Here is a 19,693-nt window from a genome sequence, read left to right as displayed (position 1 = left end):
CACAGGGCCAGCTGAAATCAATCAGCCGCGCCATCGTCCTGTCATACGGGGCAATCCACGGAGCATGGGCTGTGGCTTATCCCTTCGTGCCGCCAAGAGCAACCGCTGCTTGGTCACCAGATGAAGGGAACAAAGCTTCAGGTTAGGATATCTACGTTATACGAATATAGCTTAGCCGCGATCGGAGACTGCCTTGGACGAATTCGACGTCACCCCCGCAGAAGGTTTCAGCGCAACCGTCGCATTCGAGCGCATGCTGCGTCTGCTGCTGGTCCTGTTCGACGAGGTTCAGGAATATCGGCGCGACCTGATATTGAGCGATGGTCCCGATGTATTGGACTACCATCTGGACGAAGCCTTTGTGGCAGGCCTGCGCGTGGCCCGCGACGACACCAAGGAACTGATCCGCCAGTTGCAACTGGTGGACTTCTCGCTGTCCAGCAGCGCGGCCAAGGTGATCGATCCGGCGGTGCTGCGCTTCAAGATGATGGCGATCAAGACGGCGCTCTATTCGGCCAACAGCGTCCATCCCTATCGCGGGCGTGCCATCCGTCGCGGCTGGCCCCTCTATCGCCGCGCCCTGCTCAGCCTGTTCAAGGTTATGGATGGACCGCTGGCGGCGGCTATCGCCGCCACCAACGGTCCGTCAAATCCACTGGAATTCAAACAGGGCATTGAAGCCCTGATCCTGCTGAACTCAGGCACCTCGGCGTAGCAGGCGACGGATATCGCGAGGCGTGATCGCACGGGTCGCAAAGGCCAGAACCACATAGGACAGGCCGCCCAGCGCCACGACCAGCAGCATGGCCAGTTCCTTCACGCCATGATCGGTCCCCACCATGGCCAGAACATCGGCAATAGGGGCCTCGATCGACGGACGGAACAGGCTGCACCCAGCGACAATCACGCCCATGCCGATGCTGGAAACCAAGATACGGACCAGGCGGTCGATCGCGTGCTTGCTGGGGCGGTAATAGTCGTGACGCCACAGCTTGGCCGCCAGCAGAAGCGCATTGGCCCATGCCGCCGCACTGACGGCTGCAGCAATGCCCGAAACGCCCATACCGCCAAAGAACAGCGCCACAGCCAGCACCGCATTGACCACAACCGACACCAGCGCATAGCGCATCGGCGTCTTGCTGTCCGAACGGGCATAAAAGGCGGGTGCCAGAACACGGATCAGCACAAAGGCCGGAACACCCCAGCCGAACTGCAGCAGGGCCGCAGCCGTATTTTGCGCGTCATAGGCGAGGAAGGCGTCCCGCAGGAACAACCCCTCGACCAACAACAGCGGCATGCTCATCAGGGCCGTGGCCGCCGGAAGGGTCAGCGCCATGGAAAGGATCATGGCCTCGTCCATCGAGGACTGCTGCTCGCCCTTGTTGGCCGTGGCGACCGCCGATGACAGGCGGGGCAACAGGGCGATACCGATGGCCACACCCACCAGACCCAAGGGCAGTTGATACAGGCGATCCGCCGTAGCCAGCCACGTCCGGCCCCCGTTCACCAGACTGGACAGGTTGCCCGAGATAAAGACGTTGATCTGGGTCGCGCTGTTGCCGATGGCGGCTGGAATGGCGGTGATGATGATGGCCTTCACCGCTGGCGTCAGGCGCGGCAGGCGGATGCGGACATTGGCCCCCGCCTTGCGTACAGCCCACCAGCACAGGCCTGCCTGCGCGATACCGGCCACCACGACCGACCAGCTGGCAAAGGTCGAGGTCGCGATCGGATCACCCTTCACCGGCCAGATCGCGGCCAGCATGATGACGTTCAGCAGGATCGGATAGGCACCCGACACCAGAAAACGGCCCCGCGCATTCAGAACACCCGACAGCAATGCCGCAATCGCCATACAGGGCAGATAGGGCATGGTGATCTGGGTCAGCATGACCGCCAGCTTGTAGCGCTGCGGATCATCCAGAAAGCCGATGTTGATGGCGGCCATCAGCCACGGCATCGCCAACTGGGCGACAATGGTCAGAGCCACGGTAATCGTGGCCAGCACAGCCAGCGCATCGGTCGCCACCTGATCGGCAGCGTCCGGCCCTTCGGCCTTCAGGCGGCGCGAATAGGCGGGCACGAAGGCGGCGGCAAAGGCCCCCTCGGCAAAGATGCGACGGAAAAGATTGGGGAAGTTCAGCGCCGTATAATAGGCGTCCGCCGCCGGACCGGCCGACGCGCCCAGCGCCGCCGTCACCACCACATCGCGCGCAAAGCCCGCCAGACGGCTGAGCAGGGTCATGCCGCCGAAAATGGCCGATGATTTGGCAACGCCTGTCGATGCCGGCGGCGTGTCGCTCGCGACCTCGCCCGCAGCGGCGACTACGGCTTCGGAAGACAATTGGTCTTGGGGGATTTTGCTTTTGTCGTTCACGAACGGCTCCTCGTCCCCGACCGCTTAGCGCGACACGGGCGTCTTGGATACGGGGTCGGTGCCGATTACCGACACATCGCGGGTACTGGCGCGAACAGGGGTGATGCGGCGCCCCTCCGGTCCCTCCAACCGCATATCGAGGGCTTCGAGCAAGGCGGCCTGCAGCAGATCGAGCTGGGCCGTATCCGTAGGCTTCTGTCCGTCGTGGCCGGTGACGTAGAAGGCATCGACCGCCCGCTCGCCGAAACAGGCAACGTGGGCCGACTGCACCGAAAAGCCGCGGTCCGAGATGATACGTGCCAGATCGGACAGGAGGCCGGGCCTGTCGGCCCCCGACACCTCGACCACTACCGCATGGGGCACAAATTCCCGGTCCATACGCACCACGGGACGGACATCGAAAATGGCGCGGCGGGCGCTGACCCTGTGGTGTCCGATGGCGGAGGTCCGCGCCCCTTTCAGGGCCGCCCGCTCCATCGCCCGCGCCAGCAGGCTGAGGCGGCGCGGCTCCCGTTGGCCATAGGGTTCGCCCACACCGTCCTGAATCTCGAAGATTTCCAGCGCCGTGCCATCGGACAGGGTGGTCAGGCGCGCCCCCACGACATCGGCCCCCGCCAAGGCCAGTGTCGCTGTCAGATCGGCAAACAGACCGCTGCGGTCCGCCGTCGCCACCGCAATGCGCGATGTGGATTCCAGCGCCGCCTGCGGCAAGGCCGTCTCTACAGCCACGCCGCCAAACCGCGCCCGCTCGATCAGGTCCTGATATTCCTCAACGGTCGGTTCGCCCTCGACCGTATCGCCTCGGAACAGGGCCTCGGTGCGATCGAAGAGGGTCCGCATCAGCTGGCCCTTCCAGCCGTTCCACACCCCCGGCCCCACGGCGCGGATATCGGCCACGGTCAGCACCATCAGCATCCGCAGCCGCTCCAGATCGCTGACCGCCTCGGCAAAGGCCCGCACGGTGGCGGGGTCGGACACATCGCGCTTCTGGGCATAGTCGCTCATCAGCAGGTGGTTCCGTACCAGCCAGACCACCTGTTCAATGCGGCGCGGGTCGATCCGCAGACGCTCGCAGGCGCGGCGGGCGGCAATGGCACCGTCCTCCAACTGCCCGCGGTCACCCCCCTTGCCCACATCATGCAGCAGCATGGCCAGCATCAGGGCCTCGTGGTCCACAATCCGGTGGATGATGCGCGAGGCCGCCGGATGGTCTTCTTCCAGCTTGCCCTTTTTGATGTCGTCGATGATGCCGATGGCCTGAAGCGTGTGCTCGTCGACCGTATAGGCATGGTACATGTTGAACTGGGTCTGGCCGACGATCCGGCTCCATTCCGGCAGGAACCGTCCCAGCAGGCCCGTCTCGTTCACCAGTGACAGCACACGATAGGGGCGGCGGCTGCCCGCCAGCAGATGCAGGATCGCCTCCGACGCGCGCGGATCACGGCGCGTGGCAGGGGTCACCAGCGACAGCGAGCGGATCACCGCCGTAATGGCATCGGGGTGCAGGTCGATATCCAGACGGTCGGCTTCGACGAACAGGGTCAAGAGCCGCACAGGGTCACGGGCAAAAACATTGGCGTGGGTGACGGAAAGCCGCCCCTGTTCGATGATCAGACCATCGAACGCCAACTCGCCGCGCCCGCGTCGCAGCAACCGCGACAGGCCGCGCGACAGGCCCTCGGCCTTTTTCTGCTGGCGCGCTTCCAACTGGGCGGACACCGCCCGTGTCAGGGCCCCGACCTGACGCGACACCAGAAAATAGCGGCGCATGAAACGCTCGACCGCCAGTTCGTCACCGCGCCCGCGCCATCCCATGCGGCGGGCGATTTCCGGCTGGAAGTCAAAAGTCAGTTTTTCCTCGGCGCGCCCCGCCACAAGGTGCAGATGGATACGCACCTTCCACAGGAAGCCAATCGCCTCGCGGAAGCTGCGCATTTCGCCGGGGCGAAGAAGTCCCTGCAGGGCCGCCTTGCCACGCGCCCCGTCGGGGTCAACCGAAAGCGCGATCCAGAACAGGGTGTTCAGGTCCCGCAAACCGCCCTTGCCATCCTTGACGTTCGGCTCGACGCGGTTGCGGACTCCGCCCGCCTTCTGGATACGCACATCGCGCTCGGCCATCTTGGCGGCGATGAAGGGCTTGGGGTCAGCCTCGCGCACGATACGGCGGAAAATCCGCAACAGGGTCTCGCCCAATGCACGGTCCCCCGCAATGGGGCGCGCTTCCAACAGGGTGGTGCGGACGGTCATGTCCCGCCCTGCGAGGTCGAGGCACTCATGAAGCGAGCGGAAGGATGAGCCGACCTTCAGCCCCAGATCCCACAGCACATAATGGACGAACTCGCTAACCTGTACCGCGCGATCGGACGGCTCGCGCGAGCGGCGCAGGATCAGGAAATCCAGATCGGAATAGGGGGCCAGCACGCCACGCCCATAACCGCCGACGGCGATCAGGCTCAGCCGATCATCCTTGGCCGGATAGAGGACTTCGGTCGCCACGGCCCAGAGGTCGGTCAGCAGCCTGTCTGCCGCCTCGGCATAGAGACGCGCCACCTCGGCCCCATCGCCCCCGCCTTCCAGACGGCGCCGTGCCCTGTCACGTCCGGCGTCGAACCCCTCTCGCAGAACGGCCGTCACGCCTGCGCGGACGTCCGCGCCGGATGCCGCCTCCAGCAAGCGGGGATCAAGCGTCATCAGCCGCCGGAGCTCTTGCTCAGACCCTTCAGGCGATAGAGGGCCTCCAGCGCCTCGCGCGGGCTGAGGTTGTCGGGATCGATGTCCTGAAGCGCCAGATCGACCGGCGACGGCCCCGCCGGTTCCGGCTCGGGCTGGACGGCGGCGAACAGCGGCAATTCCTCAAGCCCCGCGCCCGACGACTTGTCCTTTTCCAGCTTCTCCAGAACAGACTTGGCGCGGGCGACCACCTTGGCCGGAACACCGGCCAGACGGGCGACCTGAACACCATAGGAGCGGTCAGCCGCACCGACCACCGCCTCGTGCAGGAAGACCAGATCGCCATTCCATTCCTTGGCCGCCATCGACAGGTTGGACACATGGTCCAGCCTGTCCTCCAGACGGGCCAGCTCGTGATAGTGGGTGGCGAACAGGGTCCGCGTGCGGTTGGTCTCGTGCAGAGCTTCGGCGGTCGCCCATGCAATGGCCAGACCGTCATAGGTCGCGGTCCCGCGACCGATCTCGTCCAGCACCACGAAGCTGCGCGGCGTAGCCTGTGTCAGGATGGCGGCAGTCTCGACCATTTCCATCATGAAGGTCGAACGCCCGCGTGCCAGATCATCGCCCGCGCCCACACGGCTGAAGAGACGATCCACCACGCCCAGATGCATGGCCTGCGCCGGAACAAAGGCACCGGCCTGAGCCAGGATAACCAGCAAGGCGTTCTGGCGCAGGAAGGTCGACTTACCGGCCATGTTGGGACCGGTGACAATCGACAGACGCGCACCGACACCGCCGTCGCCCGACAGCGTGCAGTCATTGGGCGTATAGGGCAGGCCCTGCGCCTTGACCGCAGCCTCTACGACAGGGTGGCGACCGCTCTTCACCACATAGGTCAGGCTGTCATCGACCGTGGGGCGAACGGCACCGACCTCCTCGGCCCATTCGGCCAGACCCGCATGGGCATCCAGTTCCGCCAGCGCCGCCGCCAGTTGCTGAAGGCGCGGGGCCAGCCGGGCAACTTCACGACGCCATGCCTCGAAGGTTTCGGTCTCGATGGCCAGTGCGCGGTGTCCGGCCTGACTGATCTTGGCATCCAGTTCGGACAGCTCGACCGTGGTGAAACGCACCTGATTGGCGAGGGTCTGGCGGTGGATGAAGGGGCTGTCCGGCCCTGCACGCATCAGAGGTTCGGCGGCCTTGGCCGTCGCCTCTAGGAAATAGCCCAGCACGGCATTGTGGCGGACCTTGAAGGCCACGCCGCTTTCCTCGATAGCGCGGGCTTCCAGTTCGGCAATGACGCGGCGGCTGTCGTCGCGCAGGGCGCGGGCCGCATCCAGTTCGGCGCGGTATCCGGGCGAGACAAAACCGCCATCGCGCGCCAGATGCCCCGGCTCGTCCACCAGCCCGTCCTGAAGTTCGGCCAGAAGTTGGGACAGGTCCGTATCCGGTGTCAGATCATCCAGCGCCGACAGAATCTTGTCCGCCGGACGGGCGATAGGGTCCGCACAGATGGCGGCAAACAGCCCGCCCACGGTCTGGGCCGACATCACACCCGAACGGATGGCCGCAAGGTCGCGCGGGCCGCCGCGGCCCAGCGCCAGACGCGAGGTGGCACGGGCTACATCCGCCGAGGCTCGCAGGACATCGCGCAGGTCACGGCGCAGCGGGCGCTGTTCGACCATCCACGCCACGGCATCCAGATTGGCATTGATGATAGCGGGGTCGCACAGCGGGCGGGCGATACGTTCGGCCAAGGCCCGTGCACCGCCTGCAGTGACAGTGCGGTCGATGGCGTGCAGCAGCGAGCCTTCGCGCTCGCCGCGCTGGGTACGGTCGATCTCGAGACTGTGGCGGGTGGATGGATCGATGGCCAGATGGCCCACATCGCCGCTGCGCTTGGGCGGGGCCAGCGCCGGAATACGGCCCGCCTGTGTGGTTTCCAGATAGGCCGCGATCAGGCCCAGAGCCGAAATCTCGGCATCCTCGAAACTGCCAAAACCGTCCAGCGCCGCGACGCCATAAAGCCGCTGCACGCGATCACGCGCGCCCGCCACTTCCCCCAGCGCGGACGGGATAGCCTGAACCACGCCGCCCGAGCCGTCGAGCGCGGGTTTCAGATCCTCATCGCCGAACAAACGGTCCGGCACCAGAACTTCCGAAGGGCGGAAGGCCGCCAGCACCGCGCCAAGATCGTGGGTGTCGCACGCCACCGAATCCACAGCCCCCGCCGACAGTTCAACCACGGCCACCGCCGCGCGCCCCTTGCGCACAGCCACCGCCGCCAGACGGTTGGCGCCGCGTGCGTCCAGCAGATTGTCCTCAGTCAGGGTGCCGGGCGTCACAACGCGCACCACATCGCGGTGAACCACGGCCTTGGAGCCGCGCTTCTTGGCTTCCGAAGGGTCTTCCAGCTGTTCGCAGACCGCGACCTTGAACCCCTGACGGATCAGACGGGCCAGATAGCCGTCCATGGCGTGGACCGGCACGCCCGCCATGGGAATGTCCTCGCCCTTGTGCTTGCCGCGCTTGGTCAGAGTGATGCCCAGCGCCGCCGCCGCCTGTTCTGCATCACTGAAGAACAGTTCGTAGAAATCGCCCATTCGGAAGAACAGGAGAGAATCCGGATGGTTGGCCTTGGCCGCGAGAAATTGCGCCATGACCGGGGTGGTACCGGCATCTGGCGTCAGGTCGACCTTGGGCGGGTGGGAAATCGGCGCGTTCATATGGGGCACAAGGTGGCGGATCACGCCCTCCGCCTCAAGGGCAGGCGTGAACTTGATCCCCAAAACGATGGGCTAATGCCGACTTATGCGGCGCGGCCCACGCCCAGACGGGTGGTCATGGCTGCCGAACTGTCTTCCAGAGCCATGCTGGACCAGTCCATATCGCCGCAGGGCGCATAGGTCGCCGCCAGAATGGCACGCAGCTGGGCCGGTGAGTTCACCGTCACAATCGCACGGCTGACGCCCTGAAGATTGACCGCGAAATTCAAGGCCGCCTGCATCGGATCGACGCGGGCCTCGGCCATGCGGCGGCGCACCCGCGACAGGGCAGGACCAAAGGCCCCATAGCTTTCCGGAAGGCGGTCCGAGGTGGTGAACAGAAGGCCCTTGGCGAACACCGACGACAGGTGAACCTCGGTGCCCATTTCGGCGAGGGATTCAATCGTGCCGTTGCGCACCGCGCGCTGGTCCAAAAGATTGCAGGGCAGTTGAACGATGTCGGGCTGGAAGCGGCGCGCCAGTGCGGCGGGGCTATCCTCGATACCGGCAATAAAGCCGATCTTACGGAACAGGCCGCGATCCTTCAGCCCCTGAAGGCGGGCCCACAGCATCCGGCCCTCTGCACCCGCGAGGTCGGCGGCGCTTTGCACCATCACGGCCTCGCCGCGTGGCAGCCCCATGTGTTCGAGCGAACGGCGGGCGCGGGCCTCGGCACGGTCCAGACCTTCCGACAGGGCGACCGTGCGCACCGACACACCAAAGGGCGACGGGAAGGGCCACGACTGTCCCAGCAGACGCTCGCCATCACCATCCGGCTTTGTCACCACCATGCCCACACCGGCGTCCGCCGCCGTTTGCAGGATCAGTCGGGTCGCCTCTTCGCGTTGGCGCAGAGACAGCGAGCGATGTCGATCCGCCTCTGTAGACAGAGCCAGCGCGAGGCGTTCGACCGGATTATGTGGGTCAGCGAATTTCACAACGCCGGTTTACGGCATGAAGGTTTACGCGAGATTGACCGCCGGTCGACAAAGAGGGTGAACCGCCGTTCACCACATCTTTTCAGTGGCTTCAGTCCGCGTCCGGCTGATTGTCAGGGTGGGCCGCCACAAAGGCGGGATGGGTTTGCGCCCGCTCGCCAATCGCCGCCAGCCTCGGGTGGGCCGACATGTCGTAGTTAAACCGCACGGCCGAATAGATTTGCGGGATCAGATAGCAGTCGACCAATCCCGGCGTGTCGCCATAGCTCCAGTCGCCGCCCCACTGCGCGACCATGGCCTCCAGCGCGGCAAAGCCCTGTGCGATCCATTGAGCGGCCCATTCATTCGTCACCGCCCCGTCCGCGCCCAGACCCTTGATGGCCTTGAGGACGCGGAGATTGTTCAGCGGGTGGATGTCACAGCCGATCACCGCCGCCATGGCCCGCACCCGCGCACGACCAAGGGCATCGGAAGGCAGAAGAAACGGCTCAGGATACGTTTCTTCTAGCCACTCAATAATGGCCGGCGATTGCGTCAGCACATCGCCGTCATCGGTCACCAGCGCCGGAACCAGCCCTTGCGGGTTCAGCGCCAGATAGTCCGCCCCCTTCTGCTGGCCTGTACGCAGGTCCAATGTGTCCTGCTCATAGGTCAGCCCCTTGAGATTCAAGGCAATACGGGTGCGATAGCTGGTGCCAGAGCGCCAGTAACCGATCAGTTTCATGCCGCAACCATGGTGAAGCTGAGCGGCGGCAGACCCTCGATCGCGGCCTCGACCTTGTCGCCAACCTTGAGCGGGCCGACGCCTTCGGGGGTGCCGGTAAAGATCATGTCGCCCGGTTGCAGCGACCACAGCTCTGAAGCCTTGCCGATGATGCCGTCCACATCCCACAGCATGTCGGCCAAGGTGCCGTTCTGGCGGACCTCGCCGTTCACCTTCAGGGTAATGGCGGCGTCGGGCTTGGGCGCGGTGAGGCTGAGTGCGCCGCACGGGGCCGATTGGTCAAAACCCTTGGCCGCATCCCACGGACGGCCCGCGGCCTTGGCGGCGGCCTGAATGTCGCGGCGGGTCAGGTCGACGCCCACCGCATAGCCGACCGGCTTGGCCCCTTCGCCCAGCGCGACGACCAGCTCGACCTCATAGATCAGGTTCTCGGTCTTGTACGGATAGGCCGGATCGGCACCATCGACCACCACCGCATCGGCAGGCTTGGAGAAGAAGAAGGGATCGGGCTTGTCCGACTTGGCCCCCATTTCGCGCGCATGGGCCGCGTAATTCTGGCCAACGCAGAGAATGCGGCGCACCGCAAAGCGGCGCTCATCGCCCTGAACGGGCAGGGACGGGGTCGAAGCGGGTGGGATCAGCCAATCAGTCATGCGCCTGACAATATGTGAGGCCGCAAGCCCGCGCCAGCCGGATACCTGCATGATCCCGAATGGCGAGTTTTCTTTCTGCTCTGTCGGTTAAAGCCAGGTGGCGGAACTGCGGCCTTGCCAATGGCGTTCCCTTCACAGCACCTTAAATGTATAGCTAAGCTATTGCGGAGACGATGTACTATGGCGACATCCAAGGCTCGTGAGACCATCAAAGACGACCTTAAAACGCTGAAGGAAGATGCAGTGACCCTCAAGGACGACGTGAAATCGGGTGCGCGCGAGGAAGCCGCCAAGCTGAAAGCCAAGGCCGAGGAAGCCAAGGCCTATGCCAGCGCCAAGGCTGAAGAGCTGGGTGCCAAGGCCCGCGAATATTACGGCACCGCCCGCGAGCGCGGCCGCGAGTATTATGGTGAAGCGCAAGACCGCATCGACGATGCCCAGCGCTATGTCTCCGAACGTGTTCAAGAGCGTCCGCTTCAATCCACCGCCATTGCTCTGGGCGTCGGTGTCGTGATCGGCCTTCTTCTGGCAGGTCGCCGCAACTGATGATTAAAAAGCTCGTCAATCGCCTCGTTGCAGGATCGGTAGCCGCTGGCGCAGCCCTCGTGGCGGTGGTGGCTCTGGGTGCGACCCTCTTCTATGCGCTGTGTCTGGTCGTCACGCCCTTGGGCGCATCGGCCATTACCGCAGGCGTGTTCGCCCTCATCGCGGTCGTCGCCTACCTCGTCTTTGCCAATAAGGCGGCGGGCGAGCGCGAGGACGATCACGATGACGACGAAGAGCCCGAAGGCATTCCGGGGCGCCTCCTGCACATGGTGCAGCAGCGTCCGGTTGTCGGCGTAGTGGCCGCACTTGCTGCCGGCGCTATCCTGTTCAAGAAGCCCGGTCTGGCCGCACTGGCCCTGTCGGCCTTCAACGACCACGACAGCAAGAGCTCCCGCAGCCGCGGACGCAGCCACAAGAGCCGCCGTCGCCGCTAAGGCTTATTCGCCAAAGTCTTTGCCGATAGTCTTTATGAAACAGCACAGTCGCCCGGCGGCTGTGCTGTTTTGCTATTTAAGGTGCAAAAATCGACAAAGCGCCCACCCAATGGAACGGACATGCTTAGCAGAACGTTGATTTGCCGATCATCTTTAACGGCAGATGTCACGTCTGCCATTCCCCCACCTCAGGAGGCGCATAATGCTACGTTGGGCCATTATCTTCTTCGTCATCGCCCTGATTGCCGGTTTCCTCGGCTTTGGCGGTGTTGCTGGCACGTCGATGGAAATCGCCAAATTTATCGCCATCATCGCCATCATCCTGTTTGTCGTGTCGCTGATCTTCGGCGGACTGCGTGGGCGCGGTCCTCGGGTCTGACCGAGCTTAATCGGATGAAAGTCGACAGGTCGCCCCTTCGGGCGGCCTGTTTTCTTTTGTAGGGCATTGAGCGAGGGCCTTTGGGCTGGCAGGGTCCGCGCCATGTCCGATCCCGTGCTTTTCCCCCCGACCGCTCCGCCATCCCGCCCCGTCTCCGGCGGGCTCTATCTGGTGGCGACGCCGATCGGGAACCTGCGCGACATCACCCTGCGGGCGCTCGATGTGCTGGCGGCGGCCGATCTGGTGCTGGCCGAGGATACACGGGTTACGGCCAAGCTGATGACCGCCTATGGGCTGAAGGCCAAGCTGGAACGCTGCGACGATCACGCCTCGGCCCGCGCCGCACAGGTGGCTATCGAACATCTGAAAGACGGTGCCGTCGTCGCCCTCGTGTCCGATGCGGGCAGCCCCATGGTGTCGGACCCCGGCTTTGTCGTCGCGCGCGCGGCCATTGCCGAGGGCCTTCCGGTCCACCCCGTCCCCGGTGCCTCGAGCGCGCTAGCGGCCCTTTGCATTGCAGGGCTGCCGTCGGACCGGTTCACCTTTGCAGGCTTCCTGCCGCCCAAGTCGGCGGCGCGCAAAACCGCGCTGGAAGGGCTGCGCACCGAGAACCAGACCCTGATCTTCTTCGAGAGCGGTCCGCGTCTGAAGGACTGCCTGACCGACATGGCCGAGGTTCTGGGCCAACGCGACGCTGCCGTCGCCCGCGAGCTGACCAAGCTCTATGAGGAATGTGTGCGCGGCACACTGGCCGAACTGGCCGTTGATCCACGCTGCGATGCGCCCAAGGGCGAAATCGTCATCGTGGTTGGCCCCGGAAAGGCCGAAGCCTCCAGTCAGGACGATATCGACGCGGCCCTGCGCGAGGCGATGCAGCGCCTGCCACTGGGCGAAGCGGCGTCCGAAGTGTCACATTCTCTAAACCTGCCTCGCAAACCGCTGTATAAGAGAGCTCTGGAACTCAAGGGCCAATAGAGCAAAGGCAAGCTGTACGGGCATTATGGACAGCTTTCCCACCATCGACCGACGTCGGCGCGGTCAGCGTTCGTGGCAGCGTGGCCACCGCAATGAGTGGTGGGCAGCGCTGTATCTGATGGCCAAGGGCTATCAGATCTTGGGCTTTCGCTTGAAAACGCCACGTGCGGAGATCGATATCCTCGCCCGACAGGGAAAACATCTGGTGGCTGTCGAGGTGAAGTCGCGGCAATCGACTGAAATCGCGGACTATTCCCTCTTGCCGGACCAACAGATCCGACTGTCCGATGCCGTCACCCGACTGTGTCGCACCCGCCCATCTTTCCGAAAGCTGGAGCCTCGGCTCGACCTTCTGACCCTTTCGCCGGGACGCTTGCCGAAGCATATTAAGGGCCTTGTCATTTATGGACGCGACCACTCGTGACCCGGGAAGAAGCCTTAGCCACACTTGAAGAAGCCGGACTGGCTGATGACAGTGCCTTCCCGACGCTGGAGGCGACCATCGCCTGCGCCCTGCACGACATCCCGTTCCGCGATGCCTCGAATGTGCGCCGTCTGGCGGACGATGCCGCGCGCCGTCTGCGCGAGCGTGTCGAGAAGGAGTCGCCCGATGATGCACTGGCCGAAACCCTTGCGGGCGATTTCCGCCTGAACGGCGACCTGCTCGATCCCGATGCCACAAACGGGGCCGATATCATCGAGGTGACCCGCACCCGTCGCGGAAACTCGGCCCTGTTGGTGATCTTCTATATCGAGGCAGCCCGCCGTGCGGGACTGGAAGCCGCTGCCGTCGACTTCCCCGGCCACGTCCTTTTGCGCGTAGAGACGCCGGACGGTCCTGTGGCGCTTGATCCCTTTAGTCAGGGGCGCCTGATCCTGCCGAGCGAGCTGACGCGCCGTGCGCTCCACGCCGGTCTGACCCTGCACGTCGCCGACCGTCTGGATCTGCTGATGGCCCCGATCAGCGACCGTCAGGCCGTGCTGCGTCTGCAGAACATCATCTTTGCCGGAGCCATGCAGAACGGCGCCTTTGATCTGGCCGAGCGTTCGGCCCTGCGCCGCGCCATGCTGGACCCCGGCGACCACCGCCCCTGGCTGGATGTCGCCGCCGCCCGCGAGCGTCAAGGCGCGCTTCAAGGGGCCATGGACGCCATCGACCATGCCCGCGCCCTTGGGGACGCGGTCGCCGCTTCATCAGAGTACAGCCTGCAGAAACTGCGGCTTCAACTGAACTAAAACGCCCGCCGGTCCTTGCGAACGCCCCTGTGCGTCGCCAAACAAGAACCGCACGCGTCAGCTTAAAGGAAATGCCATGCTCAAGGTCGCCATCCAGATGGACCCGATCGAGAACGTCAACGTCGAGTCCGACACGACCTTCCTGATGGCTCTTTCCGCACAGGCGCGCGGGCACAAGCTGTGGGTCTATGACTTCCGCACCCTCGCCCTGGACGAAGGCCGCCTCTACTGCCGCGCCCGTCCGGTCAGCGTGAAAAAGGTTCAGGGCCAGCACGTCGAGTTCGGCCCCGAGGTGAAGCTGGACATGGAAAACGACATCGACGTCGTCCTGATGCGTCAGGACCCGCCGTTCGACATGGCCTATGTCACCGCCACCTATCTGCTGGAGCGCATCCATCCCAAGACGCTGGTGGTCAATGATCCGGCAGAGGTCCGCTCGGCCCCCGAAAAGCTGATCGCCACCCTGTTCCCGCAGCTTCAGCCGCCGACGCTGGTGACCTCCGATCCGGTCGCCCTGATCGACTTCCACAAGCGCCACGGCGATGTGGTGCTCAAGCCCCTGCATGGTGCCGCCGGTTCGGGCGTGGTGCGCCTGAAGGCCGACGATCCCAATCTGGAAGCCCTGATCGAGATCCATGCCGCCGCCTCGCGCGATCCGCTGGTGATCCAGAAATTCATTCCGGCCGTGTCGGCGGGCGACAAGCGCATCATCCTTGTGGACGGCGAGCCTGTCGGCGCCATCAACCGCATCCCCGCCAAGGATCAAGTCCGCTCCAACCTGCGCGTCGGCGGCACCGCCGCTCCGGTCGAACTGACCGAGCGCGACAAGGAAATCTGCGCCACCATCGGCGGCTTCCTGAAAGAGCGCGGCCTCATCTTCGTCGGCATCGACGTGATCGGCGACTATCTCACCGAAATCAACGTCACCTCGCCGACCGGTGCCCAGCAACTGCTCAACTTCTCCGGTATCGACGCTACGGCAAAGATGTGGGAAGTCATCGAACAGAAGCGGCAAGCGCAACAGTAATCCTGCCGCGGTCTTCAAGGGGGGACCAATCCATGATGACGACCTTTAGAATGGCGGCGCTTTCGGCGCTCGCTACAATCTTGACTGCGCCTGCATTTGCGCAGGATGCCGAACCCAAGCGCCCGTCTCTGGAAGTTCTGAACCGCATCATTCAGGACCGCGCCCCCCAAACCCGCATCGAAGACCCTGACCATGAGCGGATCAGCGCCCGCCGCATCGACATTGTCGATGCCGACGGCACCATCCGTATGACGCTTTCAGGGGAAACGCCGGCTCCGATCATTGATGGCATTCAATACAAGCGCGCCTTCAACGTGGCGGGCCTTATCCTCTATGATGACAAAGGCAGCGAACGCGGCGGATTTGGCACCGCCGACGTTGAAGGCGGCATGGCCGTCCTCGCCCTTGATCACCCCGCAATGGATGCCATTGGCTGGCGCGTGTCTCCGGACGGCTCGGTCGCCTTTTCCATTAATCAGGCTCCACCCCTGCTGCGTGAACCCGCCCTCGACAATGCACTGGTACCGGGCGTCTCTACCGCAACGCGGTTGCAGCTTACGGTCGCTGCTGACGGCACCCCTGCCGTCTCTTTGTCCGACAAGAATGACAAGCCACGCATTCGTATGACGGTGACCGAAGAGGGCTTTGGCTCGATCCAGTTCCTCAATGCGGAAGGCGAAGTCATTCACAGCATCACGCCTGAAGCTGACTAACACCTCACAAGTACCAACGTTATTGCGAAGTTGGTTGGTTCGTGATTTGTTCCTTATTCTACGGGGTGGGGAACGGTCATGGTCGCGCGTGTAGTCACACTGGCTTTTGATGGCGTCGATGCACGCCGTGTCGATGTCGAGGTCCAGCTGGTCGCCACACCGCAAGGGGCGTTTTCCATTGTCGGCCTACCAGACAAGGCTGTCGCAGAGAGCCGCGAACGTGTGCGCGGTGCCTTTGCCGGTATCGGCCTGTCTCTGCCTCCTAAAAAGATCATCGCCAATCTGGCACCTGCGGATCTTCCCAAGGAAGGCAGCCATTTTGATCTACCCATTGCGCTGGCGCTTTTAGCGTCGATGGGCGTGATCGGGCCCGATGCCCTGGATGGCTGGGCCGCCATTGGAGAACTGGGACTGGATGGACAGATTGCCGGTGTCGGCGGAGCTCTTCCGGCGGCGGTCTCGGCCGCGTCGATGGGACTGGGCTTGATCTGTCCCGAAACCAATGGACCCGAAGCAGCATGGGCGGGAGATGTCCGCCTTCTGGCCCCGCGCTCACTGATCTCGCTGATCAACCACTTCAAGGGTCAGCAAATCCTGACCGCCCCCAAGCCCGGCGACATGAGCGAGGGTAAGGGATCACCTGACCTTCGCGATGTCAAAGGGCAGGAAGGCGCCAAGCGGGCGCTGGAGATCGCCGCGGCTGGCGGGCACAACCTCTTGTTCATCGGCCAGCCCGGATCAGGCAAGTCCATGCTGGCCCAGCGGTTGCCGGGCCTTTTGCCACCACTGACCCCGCAGGAACTGCTGGAGACCTCCATGGTCTGGTCCGTCGCGGGCCTGATCGAGCGCGGGGCATTGACGCGCGAGCGGCCCTTCCGCGCCCCACACCATTCTGCCTCCATGGCGGCTCTCACGGGCGGCGGGCACCGCGCCAAGCCGGGCGAGGCCTCGCTAGCCCACAATGGCGTGCTGTTCCTTGACGAACTGCCCGAATATTCGCCGCAGGCTTTGGACTCCCTGCGCCAACCGCTGGAGACGGGCGAGATCATGGTGGCCCGCGCCAATGCCCACATCCGCTATCCGGCGCGTTTCCAGCTGGTCGCGGCCATGAACCCGTGCCGCTGCGGTATGGGCGGTGCGGGCAAGGGGGCGTGCGGAAAGGCTCCGCGTTGCCAGCGCGATTACCAGAACCGCGTGTCCGGCCCCCTGTTTGACCGGATCGACCTGACCATCGACACCCCGCCCGTCACGGCAGCCGACATGGCCCTGCCTCCGCCCGCCGAAGGCACTGCCGAGGTCGCGGCCCGCGTCCACCGCGCCCGTGCCCTACAGACCGAGCGTGGTGCGGCCTTGGGGCTTGCCGCGCAGGACGCGCTGAACGCCCGCTTGTCCGGTGAGGCGCTCGAAAGCTTTGCGGCCCCCGATGCGGACGGCAAGGCCCTTTTGACCAAGGCCGCCGAGGCCACAGCCATGAGCGCGCGCGGTTGGACCCGCACCCTCCGGTTGGCCCGCACCATCGCCGATCTGGAACACAGTCCGAAAATCCTGCGACGCCATATCGCCGAGGCGCTGATGTACCGGCGCACGACCCATCGGGCCGAACAGACCTTTTCCGCGATGACGGCGTGACCGAGGGCACAGGAATTCAGATATCGCCATTCGCCAGATTTTTACATTCAGCGGCCAAGCTCGCTTCATGACCAGCAAAGACCCGTCGAAAGCGACCCGTTCCAAACGCCAGAAAGGCGCTCTGGCGGACCTGTCTCAGTCGGCACCGGAACAACAGTTCCTGCGCCTGATGAGCCATGAAATGCGCACCCCGCTAAACGGCGTGATCGGCATGCTCAGCCTACTGTCGCGCACCCGTCTGGACGGGGCGCAGCGTGCCTATGCCGAGGCCGCACAGAAGTCGGCCGAGCATCTGCTGGGTTTGGTCAACGATCTACTGGACTACGCCCGCCTCGAAGCCGGTGCGCTGGAGTTCGATGAAGCCCCTGTCGATCTGGAGGGGTTGACCCGCAGTGTCGCCGAGCTCCTGAGCCCCCGCGCCCATGAGCGGGGTCTGGAGATCATGTGGTCGGTCACAGAAGATGCTCCCGACATCATCGCCGACGAAGGGCGGCTGCGTCAGATCCTGTTCAATCTGGCGGGCAATGCCGTGAAATTCACCGACCACGGCGGCGTCCACATCATGGTCGAGCGCTGTGGTGGCAGTGACAAGGCCTCCTGCATCGCCTTCATCATCGACGATACCGGCCCCGGCGTTCCTGCCGATGCCCGCACCCGTATTTTCGAGGAATTCGGCCACGTCGACCAATCCGACGCCGCCCGTCACGACGGGGCAGGCCTTGGACTGGCCGTCGTGCGCAAACTGGCCCAGGCCATGAACGGCACCATCACGGTCGAGGATCGCCCCGCTGGCCAAGGCGCGCGCTTCCGTTTCGAAGCCACCTTCAAACGCGCCGAAACAGCCCCTCGCCTGCGCACGCTGGACGGCTGTTCGGTAGAGGTCGCCACGCCCGACCCTATGCTGCTGGAATCCATCACCCGCCAGATCGTGGCCAGCGGCGGCAAGGTCGCCAATGGCGGGGAAGTCGCCCTGATCGATCACGCCTTGGCCGAGGCAGGCGAACGGGTACCGTCTCCAGAGGGCCGCCGTGCCATCATCCTGCTCAAGCCGTCAGAGCGCGAACTGATCAATGACTATAAGCGGGCGGGCTATCACGGCTACCTGATCAAGCCCTTGCGCCGAGAATCCCTGGCCGAGCGAATCCGCATGGCCAGCCACCTCGCCGATGCCACCCCGATCAGCATCCGCCATCTGGAAGATGACCGCCTCGCCGTCGGTAATTTCAAGGGCGTGCGGGTCCTGCTGGTGGAAGACAACCCTGTCGGGCAACTGCTGGCCAAGACCCTGTTGCGTCGCGAAGGCTGTCTTGTGCAGACCGCATCGGATGGCCACGAGGCCCTCGAAGCGGCCCGCCGGAACCTGTTTGACATCATCTTCATGGACATGCGCATGCCCCGTCTGGACGGGGTCAGCGCGGTGCGCGAGCTGCGGGCGCGCGGCGACACCACGCCCGTCGTCGCCCTGACGGCCAATGCCTATGCCGAGGACCGCGCCGCCTGTCTTGAGGCCGGTATGGACGACCATCTGACCAAGCCATTGGAAAATGATGCTCTGCGGATGGCGCTCGCCCGCTGGACGAACGGGACCAACCGCGCCAAGTTGGCGGCAACAAACTGAGGTCGGTCCTGTCCGGCCCATCGCCGGAGTAGAGCATGGCCCAGACCGATCAGACGCCCGCCGCAAGCGAAGCCGCGCCCCAGAAGGCAAAGCGTTTCGCGGGCTTGGCCGTCTATCTGGAGCGTCGCCCCTTTGCGATGCTGTTGCTGGGCTTTTCGGCGGGCCTGCCGTTCCTGCTGATCTACGACACCCTTTCGGCGTGGCTTCGCCATTCGGGTGTCTCGCTGGAAATGATCGGCTTCTTTGCGCTGGCCACCCTGACCTATGCGCTGAAATTCGTCTGGGCCCCGCTTCTGGACCGGACCAATATTCCGTTTTTGTCCAAATGGCTGGGCCACCGCCGCTCGTGGATGCTGGCGACACAGGGCGTCATCATCTTTGGCCTCTGGATGATTTCGGGCCAGAACCCCAATGAGAACCTCGGCCTTGTCGCGGCCTTTGCCGTCATGGTCGGCTTCTTCGGGGCCACCCAGGATATCGCCATCGACGCATGGCGGATCGAGGCCGTCGATGACAGCCGCCAAGGCGCCATGGCCGCCGCCTACCAACTCGGCTACCGCGTAGCCCAGATCGTGGCCGGCTTCGTGCCGCTGGCCCTGGCCGAGTTCTATAACTGGAACCTGTCCTATGCCGTCATGGCCGCCCTGATGGCCATCGGCGTCACGGGTGTCCTGCTGGCCCCGCGCGAAAAGGCTCACGTCATCCGCCCCATTCCGGTGGCCGATATCCCCTCGCATCCGCTGGCCGAAAAGGCCGAGTGGGTGGTGCGGGTCCTGCTGATCTTCCTGTCGGCCATCCTGATCGGCACGGGCCTGACCGACAAACTCTCGGCGTTTGAATGGGCTCTGGGCTGGCTGCTGCCCGAAGGGGGGATGCAGGCCCTTGGCGCAGGCTTGGAAGTCGGTGGCGGCATCGGCGTCCTGATCCAGTTCGTGTGGATCATCGTCGGTTTTGGCCTGTTGTTCGCCTCCTGCTCGCCCATCCCCGGCTACCGCACCCGTCCAGGGGC

Annotated in this window: 18 protein-coding genes; 12 read left to right on the top strand and 6 right to left on the bottom strand. The window is 64.4% G+C overall.

Going from position 1 to position 19,693, the window contains the following annotated elements; translation table 11 throughout:
* Positions 1–193: 193 nt before the first annotated feature.
* A complete protein-coding gene (locus tag Q0Y42_RS02435) occupies positions 194–715 on the top strand; it encodes a hypothetical protein (protein WP_297799782.1) in 522 nt (173 codons plus the stop codon).
* Here Q0Y42_RS02435 and murJ read toward each other — a convergent pair.
* From murJ to Q0Y42_RS02405, 6 genes are all read right to left on the bottom strand, one after another.
* A complete protein-coding gene (gene murJ, locus Q0Y42_RS02430) occupies positions 698–2,377 on the bottom strand; it encodes a murein biosynthesis integral membrane protein MurJ (RefSeq protein WP_297799780.1) in 1,680 nt (559 codons plus the stop codon). The two genes, Q0Y42_RS02435 and murJ, sit on opposite strands and share 18 nt — an antisense overlap.
* 24 nt (positions 2,378–2,401) lie before the next feature.
* Positions 2,402–5,068 carry a [protein-PII] uridylyltransferase gene (glnD, locus tag Q0Y42_RS02425; protein WP_297799778.1) on the bottom strand — a complete coding sequence of 889 codons (2,667 nt, stop codon included), beginning with the start codon at positions 5,066–5,068 and terminating at the stop codon, positions 2,402–2,404.
* On the bottom strand, positions 5,068–7,773 hold the full coding sequence (gene mutS / locus Q0Y42_RS02420) for a DNA mismatch repair protein MutS (protein ID WP_297799899.1): 2,706 nt from the start codon (positions 7,771–7,773) through the stop codon (positions 5,068–5,070). Before mutS ends, glnD begins: the two co-directional genes overlap by 1 nt.
* An 83-nt stretch (positions 7,774–7,856) precedes the next feature.
* On the bottom strand, positions 7,857–8,750 hold the full coding sequence (locus tag Q0Y42_RS02415; RefSeq protein ID WP_297799776.1) for an aldo/keto reductase: 894 nt from the start codon (positions 8,748–8,750) through the stop codon (positions 7,857–7,859).
* Positions 8,751–8,841: 91 nt separating this feature from the next.
* Positions 8,842–9,474, bottom strand: a complete 633-nt coding sequence (gene maiA, locus Q0Y42_RS02410) for a maleylacetoacetate isomerase (protein ID WP_297799774.1) — start codon at positions 9,472–9,474, stop codon at positions 8,842–8,844.
* Positions 9,471–10,127, bottom strand: a complete 657-nt coding sequence (locus Q0Y42_RS02405; RefSeq protein ID WP_297799772.1) for a fumarylacetoacetate hydrolase family protein — start codon at positions 10,125–10,127, stop codon at positions 9,471–9,473. The genes maiA and Q0Y42_RS02405 overlap by 4 nt, the downstream gene beginning before the upstream one ends.
* 180 nt (positions 10,128–10,307) lie before the next feature.
* Between Q0Y42_RS02405 and Q0Y42_RS02400 the strand changes: the two genes are divergently transcribed.
* The 11 genes from Q0Y42_RS02400 to Q0Y42_RS02350 all read left to right on the top strand — a co-directional run.
* Entirely contained in the window at positions 10,308–10,673 is a 366-nt protein-coding gene (locus tag Q0Y42_RS02400) for a DUF883 C-terminal domain-containing protein (protein WP_297799770.1), read from the top strand.
* Positions 10,673–11,107: a hypothetical protein gene (locus tag Q0Y42_RS02395; RefSeq protein WP_297799768.1), complete on the top strand. Its 435-nt coding sequence runs from the start codon at positions 10,673–10,675 to the stop codon at positions 11,105–11,107. The genes Q0Y42_RS02400 and Q0Y42_RS02395 overlap by 1 nt, the downstream gene beginning before the upstream one ends.
* A gap of 202 nt (positions 11,108–11,309) precedes the next feature.
* On the top strand, positions 11,310–11,486 hold the full coding sequence (locus Q0Y42_RS02390; RefSeq protein ID WP_297799766.1) for a DUF1328 domain-containing protein: 177 nt from the start codon (positions 11,310–11,312) through the stop codon (positions 11,484–11,486).
* 102 nt (positions 11,487–11,588) lie between these two features.
* Positions 11,589–12,461: a 16S rRNA (cytidine(1402)-2'-O)-methyltransferase gene (gene rsmI, locus Q0Y42_RS02385; RefSeq protein WP_297799764.1), complete on the top strand. Its 873-nt coding sequence runs from the start codon at positions 11,589–11,591 to the stop codon at positions 12,459–12,461.
* Positions 12,462–12,486: 25 nt separating this feature from the next.
* Complete coding sequence (locus Q0Y42_RS02380) at positions 12,487–12,885, top strand: YraN family protein (RefSeq protein WP_297799762.1); 399 nt, start codon at positions 12,487–12,489, stop codon at positions 12,883–12,885.
* Positions 12,882–13,697, top strand: coding sequence for a transglutaminase family protein (locus tag Q0Y42_RS02375; RefSeq protein WP_297799759.1), 816 nt, complete (start codon positions 12,882–12,884; stop codon positions 13,695–13,697). Before Q0Y42_RS02380 ends, Q0Y42_RS02375 begins: the two co-directional genes overlap by 4 nt.
* A gap of 76 nt (positions 13,698–13,773) precedes the next feature.
* Entirely contained in the window at positions 13,774–14,724 is a 951-nt protein-coding gene (gene gshB / locus Q0Y42_RS02370) for a glutathione synthase (RefSeq protein WP_297799758.1), read from the top strand.
* Positions 14,725–14,804: 80 nt separating this feature from the next.
* Entirely contained in the window at positions 14,805–15,437 is a 633-nt protein-coding gene (locus Q0Y42_RS02365) for a hypothetical protein (RefSeq protein ID WP_297799756.1), read from the top strand.
* A gap of 78 nt (positions 15,438–15,515) precedes the next feature.
* Complete coding sequence (locus Q0Y42_RS02360; protein ID WP_297799753.1) at positions 15,516–17,066, top strand: YifB family Mg chelatase-like AAA ATPase; 1,551 nt, start codon at positions 15,516–15,518, stop codon at positions 17,064–17,066.
* Positions 17,067–17,133: 67 nt separating this feature from the next.
* Positions 17,134–18,684, top strand: a complete 1,551-nt coding sequence (locus Q0Y42_RS02355) for a response regulator (protein ID WP_297799751.1) — start codon at positions 17,134–17,136, stop codon at positions 18,682–18,684.
* Positions 18,685–18,719: 35 nt separating this feature from the next.
* On the top strand, positions 18,720–19,693 hold a 974-nt coding region (locus Q0Y42_RS02350), incomplete at its 3' end, for an MFS transporter (protein WP_297799749.1).

Origin of the sequence: uncultured Brevundimonas sp., assembly GCF_947305955.1 — a bacterium.
In the GTDB taxonomy this organism is placed as follows: domain Bacteria; phylum Pseudomonadota; class Alphaproteobacteria; order Caulobacterales; family Caulobacteraceae; genus Brevundimonas.
Note: the sequence above shows the minus strand (reverse complement) of the source record. Positions and strands in the feature narration are given on the sequence as shown.